Below are 18,727 nucleotides of genomic sequence, written 5' to 3'. Positions count from 1 at the left end.
AAAAATCTTGATATCATGAGTAAGATAACAAAGAAAGGTAATCATATTTTCGTTCCGGATCACGTGACGATCCCTTATATTGAAGGAGATGGCGTGGGGCATGAGATCACTCCCGTTAGCCAAAAGATAGTAAACGCTGCCATCAAGCAAGCTTACAACGGAACCCGTTCCATTGAATGGAAAGAGGTCTTAGCCGGTGAAAAGGCGTTTAAGCAAACCGGAAGTTGGCTTCCCGATGAGACTATGGAAGCATTCCGTGAATACATCGTCGGTATTAAGGGACCGTTGACAACTCCGATTGGTGGAGGTATCCGTTCATTAAATGTGGCCCTCCGTCAGACGTTGGATTTATATGTTTGTCTCCGTCCGGTACGTTGGTTTAAAGGAGTCGTATCTCCGGTAAAGGAGCCGCAAAAAGTGAATATGTATATCTTCCGTGAGAATACGGAAGATATCTATGCCGGAATCGAATGGCAACAAGGGACTCCGGAGGCACAAAAGTTATTGAAGTTCCTCACCGAGGAAATGGGAGTGAAGAAAATACGTTTCCCGGAAACTTCCTCTTTCGGCATCAAGCCGGTTTCTGTGGAAGGTACGGAGCGTCTGGTGCGTGCCGCTATCGAATACGCGATATTGCATCAGTTACCGAGCGTGACTTTGGTACACAAAGGTAACATCATGAAATTCACGGAAGGTGGTTTCAAACTATGGGGATACGCTTTAGCGGAACGGGAGTTTGCGGATCTCACTTTCACATGGCCTCAATATGAGAAGATCAAGAAAGAGCAAGGCGAGGAAGCGGCCAATACCGCCTTAGTGGAAGCTTCAAAGGCCGGTAAAATCATTATCAAGGATGTCATAGCCGATGCTTTCTTGCAAAACACTCTATTAATTCCGGAAGAATATTCCGTGATCGCTACCTTGAACCTGAACGGCGATTATATCTCCGATCAATTAGCGGCGATGGTAGGTGGCATTGGCATTGCTCCCGGCGCTAATATCAACTATAACAGTGGTCATGCGATCTTCGAGGCAACACATGGAACCGCTCCGAATATCGCGGGAAAGAATCTCGTAAACCCCTCTTCCTTATTATTATCATCCGTGATGATGCTGGAATATATGGGATGGAGTGATGCGGCTAACCTGATTACATCTGCTATGGAGCAAGCTTTCTCCGCTGGAGAGGCCACTCATGACTTGGCTCGTTTTATGCCGAACGGCAAATCTCTCGGCACCAAAGAATTTGGTGATCGTATCATCTCTATTATCGAAACAATTAAATTAGTATAGTCATGTTGAAGAAAGAATATTTAATTTACAAATTGTCCGAGGCTGCCAGAGAGGCTTGCAAGATTGACAACGAACTTTTCCCGATGTATAATGTGAAACGTGGCCTTCGTAACGAGGATGGTAGCGGCGTGTTAGTAGGATTGACCCAAGTCGGTAATGTAGTAGGATACGAACGCTTGCCAGAGGGCGGTCTTAAAGCGATCCCCGGTAAGTTATTCTATAGAGGTTACGACGTAGAGGATTTAGCGCATGATTTCATCAAGGAAAAACGGTTCGGTTTTGAGGAAGTGGCTTATTTATTACTTTCTGGTAAACTCCCCGATAAAGAGGAATTATCAGCCTTTAAAGAACTGTTGAACGATAATATGCCCTTGGAGCAAAAGACCAAGATGAATATTCTGGATCTGGAAGGACAGAACATCATGAATATATTGGCTCGTAGCGTATTGGAGATGTATACCTTCGACGCAAACCCGGACGACACCTCCCGAGATAACTTAATGCGCCAATCTATTGAATTGATCTCTAAGTTCCCGACGATTATCGCTTATGCCTACAATATTTATCGTCATAGCACACAGGGGCGTTCTTTACACATCCGTCATCCGCACGAGAACTTATCGATCGCAGAAAATTTCCTTCACATGCTGAAACGTGATTTCACGGATCTGGACGCACGTACGTTGGATTTGCTCTTGGTATTGCAAGCAGAACATGGTGGTGGTAATAACTCTACGTTCACGGTACGCGTCACTAGTTCTACGGGAACGGATACGTACTCATCTATCGCAGCTGGTATCGGCTCATTGAAAGGCCCGTTGCACGGAGGTGCCAATATTCAGGTAGTAGATATGTTCCATCATTTGAAAGAGAATATCGCGGATTGGAAGAACGTGGACGAGATCGATACTTATTTCATGCGGATGCTGAACAAAGAGGCTTATAACAAGACGGGCTTGATCTATGGCATCGGCCATGCGGTCTATACGATTTCCGATCCCCGTGCGGTCGTATTAAAGGAACTGGCTCGTGATCTGGCAAAAGAGAAAGGTCGCTCCGAGGAATTCGCCTTCCTTGAGTTATTAGAGGAGAGGGCGATCGAATGTTTCGCCAAGCATAAAGGAACCAAGAAACGGGTTTCCTCGAACGTGGACTTCTATTCCGGATTCGTTTATGAGATGATCGGTTTGCCACAGGAAATCTATACGCCCTTATTCGCCATGGCCCGAATCGTGGGTTGGACTGCCCACCGCATCGAGGAGTTGAACTTTGACGGAAAACGCATCATCCGTCCGGCTTACAAGAACGTTTTGGACGATCGGGAATACATCTCCATCAACGAGCGATAACACTAAAAAAATCATAGTTATGTTTTCTTTCATTCATAGTTATAAGTTGAAGGATTCATAACTATGATTTTTTAGCATGTTCAAGCTTATAGCAAGATCCTACATAAAGCCCTTAAAATGAGAATTTCTCAAGCTTCATCGTACCTAGTCCTTGCAATTTAGGAACCAACGTTACGAAATGCTCCGCTTTCTCGTGAGCTGATAAGGATTCTGCGTCTTTCCACGTCTCACAAATCATCAATACATCACTACGAGTAGCGCTCTCGAAAATATCATAAGCGATACAGCCATTGTCCTTCAAAGACTTTTCTACCAATTCTTCCGCTATCTCCAATGCGGCCGAACGATTCTCCTCACTTACTTGAATAAATACATTTAGTCTAATCATACTCATAATTGTTTTAAGAATGTTACATACTTGATCAAAAGTACAGCACAAATATAGAAATAAACCCGTATATTTGTCATTCGAAACGTATAATTAACAGCATGAAGGAATCTGTTCGTATTCTTCGTTTCGCCATTGTAGGTTCTTCTAACGCTTTGATCACCGCATTGGTAATCTGGATATTAATGGATATTCTGGATTGTAATTACTTGTGGTCGAACATGGCTGGATATGTGGCTGCCTTGGTGAATAACTTCTTTTGGAGTAAATACTGGGTATTTTCTTCCGGGAAAGGTAATTTCTGGAAGGAGATTCCTTTATTCCTAATCGCTTTTGGTTGCGCTTACGCTACTCAATTCATATTCTTGCTTTTAATGGTGGAGGTGATCGATCTAAATGAATATTTGGGTCAGTTCCTTGGACTTTTCGTTTACGGAGCCGTTAATTTTATGATGAATAAGAGGCTTACTTTTAAGAGCTAGAATCCGATAAATCGTATCAAAGGAAGTGGTATAGTACGCCATTAGTGGTGAAGGTCAATGCGACTACTCGCATAAGCCTTCACCACTAATGGCGTTGACCATCGGGACTAGTTGCGTGAGTCATCGAGACATAATCGTGCTGAATCGCTAACGGGTAAGGCTCGTAAACTGCTTCCCGAGTCTGTAAAGATAGAAAGCTAGATGCGTAAAAGCGAATACGAATGAGATAATCAATAAGACTTTGCTCTCGCCCCATCCCACGGTTTGCTGGTGCCAAAGCCCCGTAATCACGCAAAGCACGGATAGGGTAATACCGATCATATCCAATGTGGTCTGTCCCGAGCGATGTTTCTGCATATGTTCCAGTTTGCTATGTTTGATTCCATAGCAGACATATATATCCAGACCGATTAACATCCATAATACCAAACGAATCCATGTATCAGCCGGGAGAAAAAGCATCATCACCAGACAAGTTATGATACCGGCGATAGGCACGAACGGAACCAACGGGGTCTTGAAAGACCGGGGAGCGTCCGGCATTGTCTTACGGACAATCAATACCCCGGCGCAAACTAGCGTAAAAGCGAACAAAGTCCCGATACTACACATCTCGCCCGCTACGCTCGCCGGAACGAAAGCAGCCAATGTACCGACCAATAACATAAACAGGAAATTACTTCGTGCCGGCGTGCGGAATTTCTCATGGATATGGGAAAATAGGGGAGGGAGCAGCCCATCCCGGCTCATACTCAAGAATACACGGCTCTGTCCTAATAACGTTACCATGATAACTGAGCAATACCCCAGTAAAATAGCTATTACGATCGCCCGATTCATCCAAGGGTAATCCGGACGAATCACACCAGAAGCATCCATTTGTCCCATATGATCGATAGCTATTGCCACAGGAGCGATTCCATTCTGGCCAGCAAAAGCGGAGTAATGTACGACTCCGGTCATCACGTGGGCAAACAGCATATATAATATAGTACAAACCACCAATGACATCAAGATCCCGATCGGCATATCCCGTTTCGGGTTCTTGGTTTCCTGCGCTGCCGTACTTACAGCGTCGAAACCGAGGAAAGCAAAGAATACGATAGCCGCCCCTCGTAGGATACCGGAAAATCCGAACTCGCCTAGAGTCCCTGTATTAGTGGGGATATAAGGCGTATAATTCTCCATACGGATATATTTCCATCCCAAGACTACGAACACCAAGACTACGGAGACTTTCAAGAATACGATGATCCCATTGAAGATAGAACTGCCTTCCGTTCCTCGTATCAACAAGATACTCATTAACACCACGATCACGAAAGCCGGGATATTCACGATACCGCCATCCCAAGGGCAAGCTGTCAAGGCTTGCGGTAAATGTACTCCGAATCCTTCCAGAAAAACGACCAAATACCGACTCCAACTTATGCTAACGGTCGTAGCGGCCACGCAGTACTCGAGCACCAAATCCCAACCGATAATCCAAGCGACCAACTCACCCATCGTGGCATACGAGTAGGTATATGCGCTACCTGCCACCGGGATCATGGATGCGAACTCGGCGTAACATAACCCGGCGAAACAACAGCCCAAGGCGGCGATAGCGAAAGATAAAGTAATGGCAGGCCCCGTATACCCGGCGGCCACCGCACCCGTAATGGAGAACAATCCGGCACCGATAATAACACCGACACCTAAGGCGATCAAACTCCACGGGCCAAGGATACGCTTCAGCGATTTACTGCCCGAATCATTTGCCTCGGTCATCAAATCCGCTAAAGGCTTCTTAATAAATAAACCCATCTGTATAGATTAAAAAATTAGTAATTGGGCGCAAAGGTAGGAATTTTTATTATGTTTGCCGAAAAGTAAAAGCAAGGACAGAAACAAACAAGAAAATAAATAGACAACTAAATAATGAAACAATTGATAGCCTGTTGCGGATTAGATTGCGAAAGTTGCGATGCCCGCATAGCCACAGTTAAGAATGATGATGAGCTAAGAGAAAAAACCGCCCAAAAGTGGAGCGCCATGAACAATGCGCCCGAAATTACAGCCGCAACTATAAACTGTATGGGTTGTCGTGCGGACGGAGTGAAATTTGCGTATTGCAGTGATTATTGTGAAATACGCAAATGTGTATCCGGAAAAGGCTTTAATACATGTGGCGATTGTGATGAATTGGATAGTTGCCAAATAGTCGGCGCGGTCCTTCAGCATGCTCCCGGCGCAAGAGAAAATCTAATGTAGAAGCAAAAAAGATGAACCTCTAACATATCCGATCCTAATTCCGTATTGGCAGCCGTTCCCAAAGCCATTCAGGGATCAGTCTCCAGAGAAAGACAAGGATAGCGTATCTCCAATCAATGATCGCCCTTCTCTTTTTCCGGTCTATAGCGTTAGCGATACGCAAGGCGGCGTATTGGGGAGACATCAGCATAGGATAATTCCTGCCGTCTTTCAATAAATCCGTACGGACAAATCCCGGACGGATATCCGTAAATGTAATAGGCTGTTTCTCCATACGGGAAAGTTGGGCTAAAGCGTCTATATAAATATTTTGGTATCGTTTGGTAGCCGAGTAGGAGGGAGCGACACCTAATCCTTTGGTTCCGGCAATAGAGCTGATTACAGATATATGCCCGCCACCTTGACTGGAAAAATAACGATAAGCAGCTAGTACCATACGTGTAAAACCCGTCACATTCGTCTGTATCGTAGCTTGTTCAATGGAAGTATCTAAGTATTTATTCTGGTTGCCGATCCCTGAACTAAGCAGGAAGATGTCCATTCCTCCCAAATCACGGATTAATTCGTCTAAACGATCAGCGGCATCCTCGGCGGTCACGTCCAACTGCTTTATCCGGATATGCTCCGGATCTTGCTTACGAAACTCCTCCAACCGATCCACCCGACGGCCAGCCAATCCCAGTTGATATCCTCGTTTCCAATAAATCTTAGCAACCTCATAGCCGATACCGGAGGTAGCGCCGATAATGATAATTCGTTTGACCATAATACTTGATACAATAAATTAACAATAAAGATAAACAAAATTCTCACACTAAGCTCTATCTTTGTCACCCATCTTTTAAATTTAACACATAAATCCATGAACAACGCAACAACACAGTCACATATCGTGTGGCTCGATGTAATACGAACCGTAGCTATGCTGATGGTTATCGGAGTACATTGTATAGATCCTTTTTATATCTCACCTACACTCGGAAGTTTACCGGAATATAAACATTGGGCCGCTGTTTACGGCTCTCTTTTACGGCCCTCCGTTCCTCTTTTCGTTATGATGACGGGACTTTTACTATTGCCTATACGGGAACAATCTTTAGGTGTTTTCTATAAAAAGAGAATATATAGGGTATTATTTCCTTTTTTGATATGGTCTGTATTATACAATATATTCCCTTGGGTTACAGGGCTATTAGGTTTGCCGAAAGAGATAATCGGTGAGTTTTTCTGCTATGTGCAAGGAAATGAGTCACAATCCTTATCCGACGCATTGAAAGACATCGCCATGATCCCGTTCAATTTCAGTTTTAAGGAAAACCATATGTGGTACATTTATTTACTCATCGGATTGTATCTGTATATGCCATTCTTCTCCGCATGGATCGAGAAGGCGGATCGTTCCAAAGAGAGGGTCTATTTAGGGATATGGTTCGTATCTCTTTTCTTGCCTTATATGTCTGCCTATATCAGCAAATATTTATACGGGGAAGCGACGTGGAATCAATTCGGCATGTTTTATTATTTCGCAGGATTCAACGGATATCTCCTATTAGGACATTACTTAAAACAAGGTAATAATTGGAATATTTGGAAAACCTTCGCTATTTGCGCAGCCATGTTTGTGGTTGGTTATGCCATAACCTATTGTGGATTCAGTTCGGCCGCAGCGAATCCCGAGGCAACAGAATTGGATATGGAGTTATTTTTCACCTTCTGTAGTCCGAATGTAGTCTTAATGACGGCAGCTGTATTTATTCTTCTTCAAAAGGTACGTATTCATAATACTCTCATAGCTAAAAAACTATCGAAAATATCCAAATATGGTTTCGGAATCTATATCGTACATTATTTTGTCGTAGGTCCGATCTTTATCTTGATCGGGAAGTTTGATTTACCGATACCTTTGCAAGTACCCATAATGGCACTTTTGATTTTCATAATCTCATGGGCGTTTACTTGGTTCATGTACCGTATATTAGGTGAACGAGCTAAATGGATCATGGGATGAAACTCTTTCGTATACTGCAACCCGCCTTGCCGTGTTACTGCACGCCTATTGTAGTAACACGGCTAAAATACCATAAAACTCCTTGCAATCCCCATCTGTTTCGTTATATTTGCTACAATTTATAAACTTGATAAAATAAAACGCTATGTCAGTAAAATCTTATATCGAATCCAATAAGGATCGTTTTCTTGAGGAATTGTTCTCTTTAATCCGCATTCCGTCAATCAGCGCCAAGCATGAGAATAAGCCGGACATGTTGACATGTGCCCAGCGTTGGACTGAGGTGCTGTTGTCTTCTGGTGCGGATAAGGCCGAGGTAATGCCTACGAAAGGCAATCCTGTCGTATACGCCGAGAAAATGGTATCTCCCAATGCTCCGACCGTATTGGTTTACGCTCATTACGACGTGATGCCCGCCGAACCTTTGGAATTGTGGAAGAGTGAACCTTTCGAGCCGGTGATCCGGGACGGACGCATTTGGGCCCGTGGAGCAGACGATGATAAGGGACAGGGTATGATTCAAGTAAAAGGTTTTGAGACAGCGATTAAAGAAGGCTTGTTACAGTGTAACGTGAAGTTTATTTTCGAAGGAGAGGAGGAGATAGGTTCTCCTAGCTTGGAAGATTTTTGCCGGGAACATAAAGAATTATTGAAAGCGGATGTAATCCTCGTTTCCGATACAAGCATGGTCAGCGCTGAAACACCGTCGCTCACGACAGGCTTACGTGGTTTGGCTTACTGGGAAATAGAAGTAACCGGACCGAACCGCGATTTGCATTCCGGTCATTTTGGCGGAGCCGTAGCGAATCCGATCAATGTACTTTGCAAATTGATGGCAGATATCACCGACGTGGATGGACGCATCACGATCCCGGGTTTTTATGACGACGTGGAGGATGTATCTCCCGCAGAACGGGAGATGATCGCCCAAATCCCATTCGACGAGGAAAAATATAAGAAAGCGATCGGGGTAGACGCTCTTTTCGGAGAGAAAGGCTATTCTACGCTAGAACGTAATAGTTGTCGGCCTTCTTTCGATATCTGTGGTATTTGGGGCGGATATACGGGGGAAGGAAGCAAAACGGTATTGCCTTCAAAGGCTTATGCCAAGGTTTCCACTCGTTTGGTTCCACACCAAGATCATGCCAAGATCTCCCAAATGTTTGAGGAGTATATAGCTCGTGTGACCCCACCTTATGTTAAAGTGAAAGTTACGCCCAGCCATGGCGGGCAAGGATATGTTTGTCCGATAGACTTGCCAGCTTATCAAGCGGCAGAAAAGGCTGTTGGCATCGCATTCGGGAAGAAACCGTTGGCGGTTCGTCGCGGAGGTAGCATTCCTATTATCTCTACATTCGAGCAGGTATTAGGTATCAAGACCGTACTGATGGGATTCGGCTTGGAGCAAAACGCGATCCATTCGCCCAACGAGAGTCAGGAGTTGGATATCTTCTTCAAGGGAATCGAGTCGGTAGCGGAATTCTACCGTTTATATAAATAAGAAGGAAGAAGATGAGTATATTAATAAAGAATGTCCTGTTTAACGATAGGACGATTGATATCTATATCGAAGGAAAAGAGATCAAGCAAATAGGAGAGGGCTTGTCTTTTCCTGCCGATAAGATACTGGATGGTAGCCGTAAAGCCGTCATTCCCGGTTTCGTGAACGCTCATACACATGCTGCCATGACTTTGTTCCGCGGCTTCGGCGATGATATGCCGCTTATGCCATGGCTTGAGCAAAAGATCTGGCCGAATGAGGCGAAAATGACCCGTGAGGATGTATATTGGGGAGCGAAATTAGCGTGCTTGGAAATGATAAAAAGTGGCACGACCACTTTCTTCGACATGTATCAACGCCCTCGTGTCACGGCCGATGTGACGGAGGAGATGGGATTGCGAGGTATCATAGCCGGCGTTTGCTTCGATGGTTTTGATAAAGAAGAGGCGGAGAAATGCAAACGCCATAACGAGCGACTGATCCAAGATGTGGATAACTACAGCAAACGGGTTCGCTTCTCGATCGGGCCGCACGCCATCTATACCGTTTCCGGTGAGCTTCTGAAATGGGCGCATCGGTTCGCTATGGAACATCAAATCCCGATCCATCTGCATCTAGCAGAGACAGAGGGGGAAGTGAAAGACTCTCTCGATAGATTCGGACTCACTCCTGTACGTTATTTATATAAGTTAGGTGTGCTTTCTCCACGTTTGATTATCGCTCACGGAATTTACATCGATGATGACGAGCTTCGCATGTTGGCCGATCACGAGGTGAAAGTCGTACATAACCCGGCCTCAAACATGAAACTGGCTTCCGGTATTCATTTTAAGTTTAAGGAAATGCGCCAATTGGGTATTACCGTGGGATTGGGAACGGACGGTTGTTCCTCTTCCAATAACTTGGATATGATCGAGGCGATGAAGCTGGCTTCCCTGTTAGGAAAAGCTTGGCGAAAGGATCCCGAAGCCTTGACCGCAAATGAGATGCTGCAAGCCGCTACTGCGGAAGGAGCCGCTATGTTCGGTTTAAAAGCCGGGCAGATCAAGGAAGGGTATTTAGCCGATCTATGTTTGATAGATCTCAACACCCCCGCTTTTACCCCGAACTTCAATTTCGTCTCAAATCTTGTATACGCCGCCAACGGCAGTTGCGTGGATACCGTTATCTGTGATGGTAAAATATTGATGGAGAATAAGAAGGTACCGGGAGAGGACGAGATTATGGAGAAAGCGACAGAGATAGCTTATAACTTGATGAAACGTTAAATTGATTAAATATGGAAATGATTAAAACCGAACAATATCGGGAAGCGGCCGCCTATTTAGCTAGCCGGATCGAAGGTAACCCGGAGACCGCCATTATCCTTGGTAGTGGCTTAGGCTCTTTAGCCGATCAAATAACAGATCCTATAGTGATACCTTATGCGGAGATCCCACATTTTATGAAATCTACCGCTACCGGGCATAAGGGGAATTTTATTTGTGGCAAACTAGGGGATAAGCAAGTCTTGGCTATGCAAGGCCGTTTTCATTACTATGAGGGCTACACAATGCAACAGGTCACTTTTCCCGTACGTGTAATGAAGCTCTTAGGAATCAAGAACCTTTTGGTCTCGAACGCCGCCGGAGGTATCAATAATACGTTCAAGGTAGGTGATCTGATGATCATCCGGGATCATATCAATATGATGCCGAACCCGCTGATCGGTCCGAACAATGAGGATTTCGGCACTCGTTTCCCGGATATGACCCGTGCTTATGATCGTGAATTTATCCGCTATGTGGAAGAAATAGCCGCCTCCCGATCTATCCCGTTAAAGAAAGGTGTATATGTAGGTTTGACAGGCCCTTCCTTCGAGACTCCTTCCGAGTACGCTTTCTATGGAAAAGTCGGGGGAGATGCGATCGGCATGAGTACGGTACCGGAAGTAATCGTGGCACGTCATGCGGGCTTGCGTGTATTCGGTATGTCTGTCATCACGAACGAAGGTTATCACTTCGCTGACGACTTTGTAAATGATGGTGCCGATGTTATCGTAGCGGCTAATAAAGCAGCATCTGTTATGACACAACTATTTACGGAATTGGTCAAAAAAATCCAATAAAAAAGTAACGCAAAGGCTTGGTGGTTTCAATGAAATCACTACCTTTGCACTCGCAATCGAGAACAAAGCGGTTGTATATGCGGAAGTAGCTCAGTTGGTAGAGCATAACCTTGCCAAGGTTAGGGTCGCGGGTTCGAGTCCCGTCTTCCGCTCTTTCTCGTATTGATTGCCCAGGTGGCGGAATTGGTAGACGCGCTCGTTTCAGGTGCGAGTGGTTTTGCGATCGTGCAGGTTCGAGTCCTGTTCTGGGCACCCTTCCTAAAATGCGCAGGTGGTGGAATTGGTAGACACGCTACTTTGAGGGGGTAGTGCCGGTTACGGCGTGTGAGTTCAAGTCTCATCCTGCGTACTTAAGTAAAAAAAGAAATAAGAGCATGATCTATTCAATTAGGTCATGCTTTTTTTGTGTGTCAAAATGACAGACGAATAAGATGGACGAACATAAAAAAAGCCGGACTCACGCCCGGCTTCTATATTCATAGACAAACTTATTCAGCATCTTTCTTTTTTATCGAAGTCGTGATTTTCTGCTCTTCCTTATCAAAGTCTACGATAATCGTATCGCCTTCACCTACTGAGGCACGGATAATCATCTCCGCCATCTCATCTTCCAGATACTTCTGGATCGCACGCTTCAACGGACGGGCACCGAATTGGATATCGTAGCCTTTTGTCGCAATGAAATCTTTTGCCTCGTCTGTGATCGACAACTCATAGCCCAGATTTGATACACGCTGATACAGACCCTGTAACTCAATATCGATAATCTTATGAATAGCGGCTTTATCAAGCTGATCGAACATAATGATATCATCCACACGGTTCAAGAACTCTGGAGCAAATGCTTTATTCAACGCTTTCTGGATCACGCTACGGGAGAAATCCTTATCCGGCTCACCAGCCATCTGGGTATTGAAACCAACGCCACGGCCGAAATCTTTCAATTGCCGGGTACCAATATTGGAAGTCATGATCAAGATCGTATTCTTGAAATCAATACGTCTACCCAGACTATCCGTCAAACGGCCTTCATCCAAGACTTGCAGCAGCAAGTTAAATACATCCGGATGCGCCTTCTCGATCTCGTCCAATAAGACCACTGAATAGGGCTTGCGACGTACTTTCTCTGTTAACTGGCCACCTTCCTCGTAACCAACGTATCCGGGAGGCGCTCCGATCAAACGGGAAACAGCGAATTTCTCCAAGTATTCACTCATATCGATACGTACCAAAGAATCCGCCGAATCAAATAGATATTCAGCAAGCTTCTTGGCCAAGTGAGTTTTACCTACACCCGTCGGTCCTAGGAACATAAAAGTTCCGATCGGCTTATTCGGATCTTTCAAGCCAACACGGTTACGTTGAATTGCCTTTACAATCTTTTGAACAGCATCATCCTGCCCGACCACCTTACTTTTCAATACGTCCGCCATTTCCAGAAGCTTGACATTCTCTGCCTTAGCGATACGTTGAACAGGCACACCAGACATCATGGCAACAACTTCAGCGACCTTCTCTTCATCAACGGTCTCCCGATGTTCTTGAAGCTCTTGTTCCCATTTAGCTTTCGCGGCCTCCAGTTGCAATAAATACTGACGCTCCTTATCGCGGAAACTTGCGGCTAACTCAAAGTTCTGAGATTTCACGGCCGCTAATTTCTCATTCTTCGTATCCTCGATCTTTGCCTCAAGCTCTTCGATACTTTTCGGAACAATGATATTAGATATATGTACACGGGAACCGGCCTCGTCTAAAGCATCGATCGCCTTATCCGGGAAATTACGGTCACTGATATATCTTTCTGTCAATTTTACACACGCTTGTAAAGCATCTTCAGTATAGATCACATTATGGTGCTCCTCATAACGAGGTTTGATATTACGCAAGATCTGCAAAGTTTCTTCCGCCGTAGTCGGATCAACGATCACTTTCTGGAAACGACGTTCCAACGCACCGTCTTTCTCGATATTCTTACGATATTCATCCAAAGTAGTAGCGCCAATGCATTGAATCTCACCACGAGCCAACGCAGGTTTCAGCATATTCGCCGCATCCATAGATCCGGAAGCGGAACCAGCGCCAACAATCGTATGAATCTCATCGATAAAGAGGATGATATTCGGGTTCTTCGATAACTCATTCAAGATAGCCTTAATACGTTCCTCGAATTGTCCGCGGTATTTCGTACCGGCGACAATAGAAGCCATATCCAAGCTAATCACACGCTTATCGAATAACACCCGGGAAACCTTACGCTGAATAATGCGTAAAGCCAATCCCTCTACGATAGCCGACTTACCCACACCCGGCTCACCAATCAATACCGGATTATTTTTCTTCCTACGGCTTAATATCTGGGCCAAACGCTCGATTTCCTTCTCACGTCCCACAATCGGATCTAGACGGTTTTCTGCGGCGGCACGTGTCATATCCGTTCCGAAGTTATCCAGAACAGGTGTATCATTAGGGGATTTCGGTTGAGCGGCTCCCGCTCCAGCACCGGAAGAGGGGCGAGATGCCTCACGACGAGAGGAGAAACCTTCGTCCTCGTCATCTTCGTCATCATCCGTATATCCGTCGCTGATCTCGTCGAATTCCTCCATATTATTCAAACCGGTTCCGCTTACTAATATATTATATGCGGAACGATAAGTAATACCCGCGTCGTTCAACACCTTGGCGGCTACGTTAAACTCCTCTTTCAATATCGCCAATAGAAGATGTTCCGTATCGGTCTCATCTTCCTTGAATAAACGAGATTCCAGCATACTCATACGCAAGACACGTTCTGTAGTCTTACTTATAGCGATCTCATGCTGGACAGAATCCTCAGAATCGAATGTGTTCTTTATTTCTTGCTCAATCTTGCGTTTAATATCCATCGGATCGGTATGTAGCTCTCGCAAGACACGCATTGCCTCGCCTTCGCCTTCCCGGATGATGCCTAGCATCAAATGTTCCGGCCCGATATAGCTATTCTGGAGCCTAGCCGCTTCTTCACGGCTATACTCAATCACGTCAATCAATCTTTTCGAATAATTTTTCATACTATATTATATATGTACTGATTACGCAAAGTTACATAATCTATTCCAACTATCATCAAATTTCGTGCCATTATTCCTTAATAAGCCTTGAAAAGCCCGGAGGCTCAAAATTTCAAGACAAATTCTTTCGTAGTATACGGAAAAACCTTACCTTAGTGCAATTTTTCAGAGGTGAGATATTGAGTGTAATTAATATAAAACTAAATGGTTGATCAAGACAGAATTATTAAGATTAACATCGAAGAGGAAATGAAATCGGCATACATTGATTATTCAATGTCTGTCATTGTTTCACGTGCTCTTCCTGATGTTAGGGATGGCTTTAAGCCGGTTCACCGCCGTATTTTATTTGGAATGAATGAACTGGGTAACACATCCGACAAACCTTATAAAAAATCTGCGAGAATAGTTGGTGAAGTTTTAGGTAAATATCATCCACATGGCGACTCGTCTGTATATTTCGCCATGGTTCGTATGGCCCAGACATGGTCTATGCGTTATCCGTTAGTAGACGGACAAGGTAACTTCGGTTCAGTGGACGGTGATAGTCCTGCCGCTATGCGTTATACAGAGGCACGACTGAGTAAACTCGCCGAAGAAATGCTCCGGGATATCGATAAGGACACGGTAGATTTCCAGCTTAACTTCGATGATACGTTGAAGGAGCCGACCGTATTACCGACTCGTGTTCCTAACTTACTTGTAAATGGTGGATCGGGTATCGCCGTTGGTATGGCTACGAATATGCCAACTCATAACTTGAGCGAGGTATTAGATGGTTGTATCGCTTATATCGATGCCAAGGGAGATATCGAGGTAGAGGGCTTAATGCAATATATCAAGGCTCCGGACTTCCCTACAGGCGCTACAATTTATGGCTACGCAGGCGTGAAAGACGCTTTCGAGACGGGTAGGGGACGTATCATCCTTCGCGGTAAAGCCGAGATTGAGGTGGAGAATAATCATGAGAAGATTATTATTACCGAGATTCCTTATTTGGTAAATAAGGCTGAGTTGATCAAGTATATCGCTGACCTGGTAAACGAGAAGCGTATCGATGGCATTTCCAATGTCAATGACGAGTCCGACCGTAGCGGTATGCGTATCGTAGTTGACGTGAAACGTGACGCGAACTCGAGTGTCGTGCTGAATAAATTGTATAAGCTTACGGCTCTGCAATCCTCATTCAGCGTTAATAATATCGCTTTGGTGAACGGCCGTCCGAGGTTGCTTAACTTAAAAGACTTAATCAAGGCGTTTGTTGAGCACCGTCATGAGGTCGTTATCCGGCGTACAAAATATGAATTGAGGAAAGCGGAAGAGAGAGCCCATATATTGGAAGGCTTGATCATCGCTTCCGATAATATAGACGAGGTAATCGCGATTATCAAGTCTTCCAAGAGCCCGCAAGAGGCTATCGAGCGTTTGATCGAACGTTTCTCTTTATCTGAGCTTCAAGCACGTGCGATTGTCGAGATGAGACTTCGTCAGTTGACAGGTCTGGAACAAGATAAATTGCGTGCGGAATATGAGGAGATCGAGAAGTTGATCGCTTATTTGAATGAGATTCTGGAGAATGAGGACCTTTGTATGAAGGTTATCAAAGATGAATTATTGGAAATCAAGGATAAATTTGGCGACGAACGTAAGACGGATATCGTTTACGCCTCTGAGGAATTAAATCCGGAGGATTTCTATGCGGATGATGAGATGATCATTACCGTATCTCATATGGGATATATCAAACGTACCCCGTTAAGTGAGTTCCGTGCGCAAGGCCGTGGTGGTGTAGGAGCGAAGGGTTCCGAGACTAGAGACGAGGATTTCGTTGAGTATATCTATCCGGCATCCATGCATGCGACCTTATTATTCTTCACGGCAAAAGGTAAATGTTATTGGTTGAAGGTATTCGAGATTCCGGAAGGAGCTAAGAACGCTAAAGGGCGTGCGATCCAGAATCTTCTGAATATCGAGCCGGATGATAAGGTACAAGCCTTTATACGTGTTAAGAAATTAACCACCGATACGGAATTCATTAATTCTCATTACCTATTATTCTGTACGAAAAAAGGTGTGATCAAAAAGACCTTGTTGGAGGCCTATTCCCGTCCTCGTCAAAACGGTGTGAACGCTATTACATTGCGTGAAGACGATGGCTTGATCCAAGTATGTATGACGAATGGTAACAACGAGGTGATCATAGCGAACCGTAACGGCCGGGCGATCCGTTTCCATGAAAGCGCGGTACGTGTAATGGGCCGTACGGCTTCCGGAGTGAAAGGTATGACTTTGGACGAGGATAATACCGATGAAGTCGTTGGTATGATCTGTATCAAGGACAAGGAAAAAGAGACCGTACTCGTCGTATCAGAGCAGGGATATGGAAAACGTTCCTCTATCGAGGATTATCGTATAACGAATCGTGGCGGTAAAGGCGTAAAAACCATTAATATCACGGAGAAGACCGGTAAATTAGTTGCCATCAAGAATGTTACGGACGAGAACGATTTAATGATTATCAATAAGTCGGGTATCGCTATCCGTATGAAAGTGGCCGATTTAAACGTAATAGGACGTGCTACTCAAGGTGTTCGTTTGATTAATCTAGAAAAGCGCAACGACGAAATCGCTTCTGTATGTAAAGTATTGTCTGAGAGTGAAGAGGAGATAGCCGAGCAAAAAGCGGAACAAGAAGCCAGACAAGAGAATGAGGGAAGAGAGTTCAGTGAGAATCAAGCTAGTCTAGGTACTGATGTTGATCTACCGGAATCAGAGGAGGATAACGAACAAAATGATAACGAAGAAATAACTGAATAATTTTAAACAAATAGAAATATTAATCTCAAAATTACTATCACAATGAAACGAGTATTATTAACAGTGGCACTATGTGTCGCAGCATCGGTCTCTTTTGCACAGAAAAAAGCTGTAAATGAGGCTCAAAGTATAGCTAAGGGTTCGACTCCTGATTTCTCGGAAGCTAGAACTCTTATTAAAGGAGCTTTGGAAAATCCAGAAACAAAGGATGACGCTAAAACTTGGTATGTTGCCGGTTTTATCGAGGATCAACAGTTCAGCAACGAAAGAACTAAACAAGTCTTGGGCCAACAACCGGACGAGCCTGTTATGTACGAGGCATTGGGTAGTATTTTGCCATACTTTGAGAAAGCATATGAGTTAGATCAACTTCCTAATGAAAAAGGAAAAGTTAAACCTAAGTTCACGAAAGATATCAAAGGTATCCTAGGAGCAAACCACGTATATTACATCAATGGTGGTGCTTACTATTTCGATCAGAAAGATTATAACAAAGCTTACGATTTCTTCGAGCAATACCTGAAAATATCTGATATGCCGATGTTTAAAGGTGAGGCTGTCGCTGAAAGAGATTCAAACTTCATGACAGTTCAGTTCTATGCCGCTGTAGCAGCGACCCAACTTGGCGATTCTCAAAAAGCTATCGCAGCGTTAGAGCGTGCTAAAAATACGGATTATAGAGCAAGCGAGGTATATCAATACTTATGCTATGAGTATGAGCAAGCTAAGGATACCGTGAATTTAGAGAAGACTTTGGAAGAAGGTTTGAATAAATTCCCCGAGGAACAGTATTTCTTAATGAGCCTTATAAACAATTACATCTATTCTAATAGAAATGAGAAAGCTATTGAATATTTGAACACAGCTATCGCTAAGGATTCCAACAATCCACAGCTTTACGATGTAATGGGCCGTGTTTATGAGACTGGTTTGAAAGATTACGCTAAAGCTGAAGAGTATTTCAAGAAAGCATTGGCGATCAATCCGGACTATATCGAATCTCTCTCTAACTTAGGTCGTGTATATTACAACCAAGGTGTAAACAAGCAAGGTGAGGCTAATATGATCAACGACGCAAAACAATATCAAGAGGAATTAGGCAAAGCTAAGGAATTTTTTAAGCAAGCTCTTCCTTACTTTGAGAAAGCTCACCAAATGAAACCAGAAGAAAGAGAATATATGACTGCTTTAAGAGGTATTTACTACAACTTGAATATGGGTGATAAATTCGATGCTATTGAAGCAGAGATGAATAAGTAATTTCTTCTTTCAGAATAAATGGAACCGTCTAGTAATATAAGGTTACTAGGCGGTTTTTTATTTGTGTATCATGTATCGGAGTAGTCATTTTTTGATCGTTCATAATACTATTAAACATAATAGAGATTATAAAATTAATAGCAAGATAAGGATAAATTAGTGCATTCAAGCAAAGCTTGTAGCTGCTTTGAGTAAAGACACAGATCTTTTCACGGCTGTGAA

The 18,727-nt window shown here is 44.1% G+C and carries 14 protein-coding genes and 3 tRNA genes; 13 read left to right on the top strand and 4 right to left on the bottom strand.

The window, feature by feature from the left end; all coding sequences use genetic code 11:
• Positions 1–15: 15 nt before the first annotated feature.
• A complete protein-coding gene (gene icd, locus CI959_RS17620; RefSeq protein WP_005856984.1) occupies positions 16–1,293 on the top strand; it encodes an NADP-dependent isocitrate dehydrogenase in 1,278 nt (425 codons plus the stop codon).
• A gap of 5 nt (positions 1,294–1,298) precedes the next feature.
• Positions 1,299–2,642 (top strand): citrate/2-methylcitrate synthase, encoded by a 1,344-nt coding sequence (locus CI959_RS17615; protein WP_029257178.1) that lies wholly within the window; start codon positions 1,299–1,301, stop codon positions 2,640–2,642.
• Positions 2,643–2,754: 112 nt separating this feature from the next.
• Here CI959_RS17615 and CI959_RS17610 read toward each other — a convergent pair whose 3' ends face one another.
• A complete protein-coding gene (locus CI959_RS17610; RefSeq protein WP_057317053.1) occupies positions 2,755–3,030 on the bottom strand; it encodes a putative quinol monooxygenase in 276 nt (91 codons plus the stop codon).
• A 101-nt stretch (positions 3,031–3,131) separates the two neighbouring features.
• Between CI959_RS17610 and CI959_RS17605 the strand changes: the two genes are divergently transcribed.
• Positions 3,132–3,512 carry a GtrA family protein gene (locus CI959_RS17605; RefSeq protein ID WP_005856979.1) on the top strand — a complete coding sequence of 127 codons (381 nt, stop codon included), beginning with the start codon at positions 3,132–3,134 and terminating at the stop codon, positions 3,510–3,512.
• A gap of 147 nt (positions 3,513–3,659) precedes the next feature.
• Here the strand turns inward: CI959_RS17605 and CI959_RS17600 are convergent, their stop codons facing one another.
• Entirely contained in the window at positions 3,660–5,318 is a 1,659-nt protein-coding gene (locus CI959_RS17600; protein ID WP_008779877.1) for an amino acid permease, read from the bottom strand.
• A 114-nt stretch (positions 5,319–5,432) separates the two neighbouring features.
• Between CI959_RS17600 and CI959_RS17595 the strand changes: the two genes are divergently transcribed.
• Positions 5,433–5,765, top strand: coding sequence for a DUF3795 domain-containing protein (locus tag CI959_RS17595; RefSeq protein WP_008779878.1), 333 nt, complete (start codon positions 5,433–5,435; stop codon positions 5,763–5,765).
• Positions 5,766–5,799: 34 nt separating this feature from the next.
• On the opposite strand, the gene CI959_RS17590 is transcribed toward CI959_RS17595, so the two are convergent.
• Positions 5,800–6,531, bottom strand: a complete 732-nt coding sequence (locus CI959_RS17590; RefSeq protein ID WP_057317054.1) for an SDR family oxidoreductase — start codon at positions 6,529–6,531, stop codon at positions 5,800–5,802.
• A gap of 96 nt (positions 6,532–6,627) precedes the next feature.
• Here CI959_RS17590 and CI959_RS17585 point away from each other — a divergent pair, with 96 nt between their 5' ends.
• The 7 genes from CI959_RS17585 to CI959_RS17555 all read left to right on the top strand — a co-directional run bounded on the left by CI959_RS17585 (position 6,628) and on the right by CI959_RS17555 (position 11,730).
• Positions 6,628–7,773: an acyltransferase gene (locus tag CI959_RS17585; protein WP_008772162.1), complete on the top strand. Its 1,146-nt coding sequence runs from the start codon at positions 6,628–6,630 to the stop codon at positions 7,771–7,773.
• A 145-nt stretch (positions 7,774–7,918) separates the two neighbouring features.
• Positions 7,919–9,274 (top strand): dipeptidase, encoded by a 1,356-nt coding sequence (locus CI959_RS17580; protein ID WP_009017450.1) that lies wholly within the window; start codon positions 7,919–7,921, stop codon positions 9,272–9,274.
• Between the two features lie 11 nt (positions 9,275–9,285).
• Complete coding sequence (locus tag CI959_RS17575) at positions 9,286–10,542, top strand: amidohydrolase (RefSeq protein WP_008772160.1); 1,257 nt, start codon at positions 9,286–9,288, stop codon at positions 10,540–10,542.
• An 11-nt stretch (positions 10,543–10,553) separates the two neighbouring features.
• On the top strand, positions 10,554–11,381 hold the full coding sequence (locus tag CI959_RS17570; RefSeq protein ID WP_005862304.1) for a purine nucleoside phosphorylase I, inosine and guanosine-specific: 828 nt from the start codon (positions 10,554–10,556) through the stop codon (positions 11,379–11,381).
• Between the two features lie 79 nt (positions 11,382–11,460).
• A tRNA-Gly gene (locus CI959_RS17565) sits at positions 11,461–11,533 on the top strand.
• Between the two features lie 16 nt (positions 11,534–11,549).
• Positions 11,550–11,633: transfer RNA gene (locus tag CI959_RS17560), tRNA-Leu, on the top strand.
• A gap of 13 nt (positions 11,634–11,646) precedes the next feature.
• A tRNA-Leu gene (locus CI959_RS17555) sits at positions 11,647–11,730 on the top strand.
• A 139-nt stretch (positions 11,731–11,869) separates the two neighbouring features.
• Here the strand turns inward: CI959_RS17555 and CI959_RS17550 are convergent.
• Positions 11,870–14,428 (bottom strand): ATP-dependent Clp protease ATP-binding subunit, encoded by a 2,559-nt coding sequence (locus tag CI959_RS17550; RefSeq protein WP_005862303.1) that lies wholly within the window; start codon positions 14,426–14,428, stop codon positions 11,870–11,872.
• Positions 14,429–14,632: 204 nt separating this feature from the next.
• Here CI959_RS17550 and gyrA point away from each other — a divergent pair, with 204 nt between their 5' ends.
• Positions 14,633–17,245, top strand: coding sequence for a DNA gyrase subunit A (gyrA, locus tag CI959_RS17545; protein WP_005856960.1), 2,613 nt, complete (start codon positions 14,633–14,635; stop codon positions 17,243–17,245).
• Between the two features lie 42 nt (positions 17,246–17,287).
• Positions 17,288–18,505 carry a lipopolysaccharide assembly protein LapB gene (locus CI959_RS17540; protein ID WP_005856958.1) on the top strand — a complete coding sequence of 406 codons (1,218 nt, stop codon included), beginning with the start codon at positions 17,288–17,290 and terminating at the stop codon, positions 18,503–18,505.
• Positions 18,506–18,727: the final 222 nt, after the last annotated feature.

Source organism: Parabacteroides sp. AT13 (assembly GCF_002272965.1).
Lineage (GTDB): Bacteria > Bacteroidota > Bacteroidia > Bacteroidales > Tannerellaceae > Parabacteroides > Parabacteroides distasonis.
This window is presented reverse-complemented; position numbering and strand designations above follow the sequence as displayed.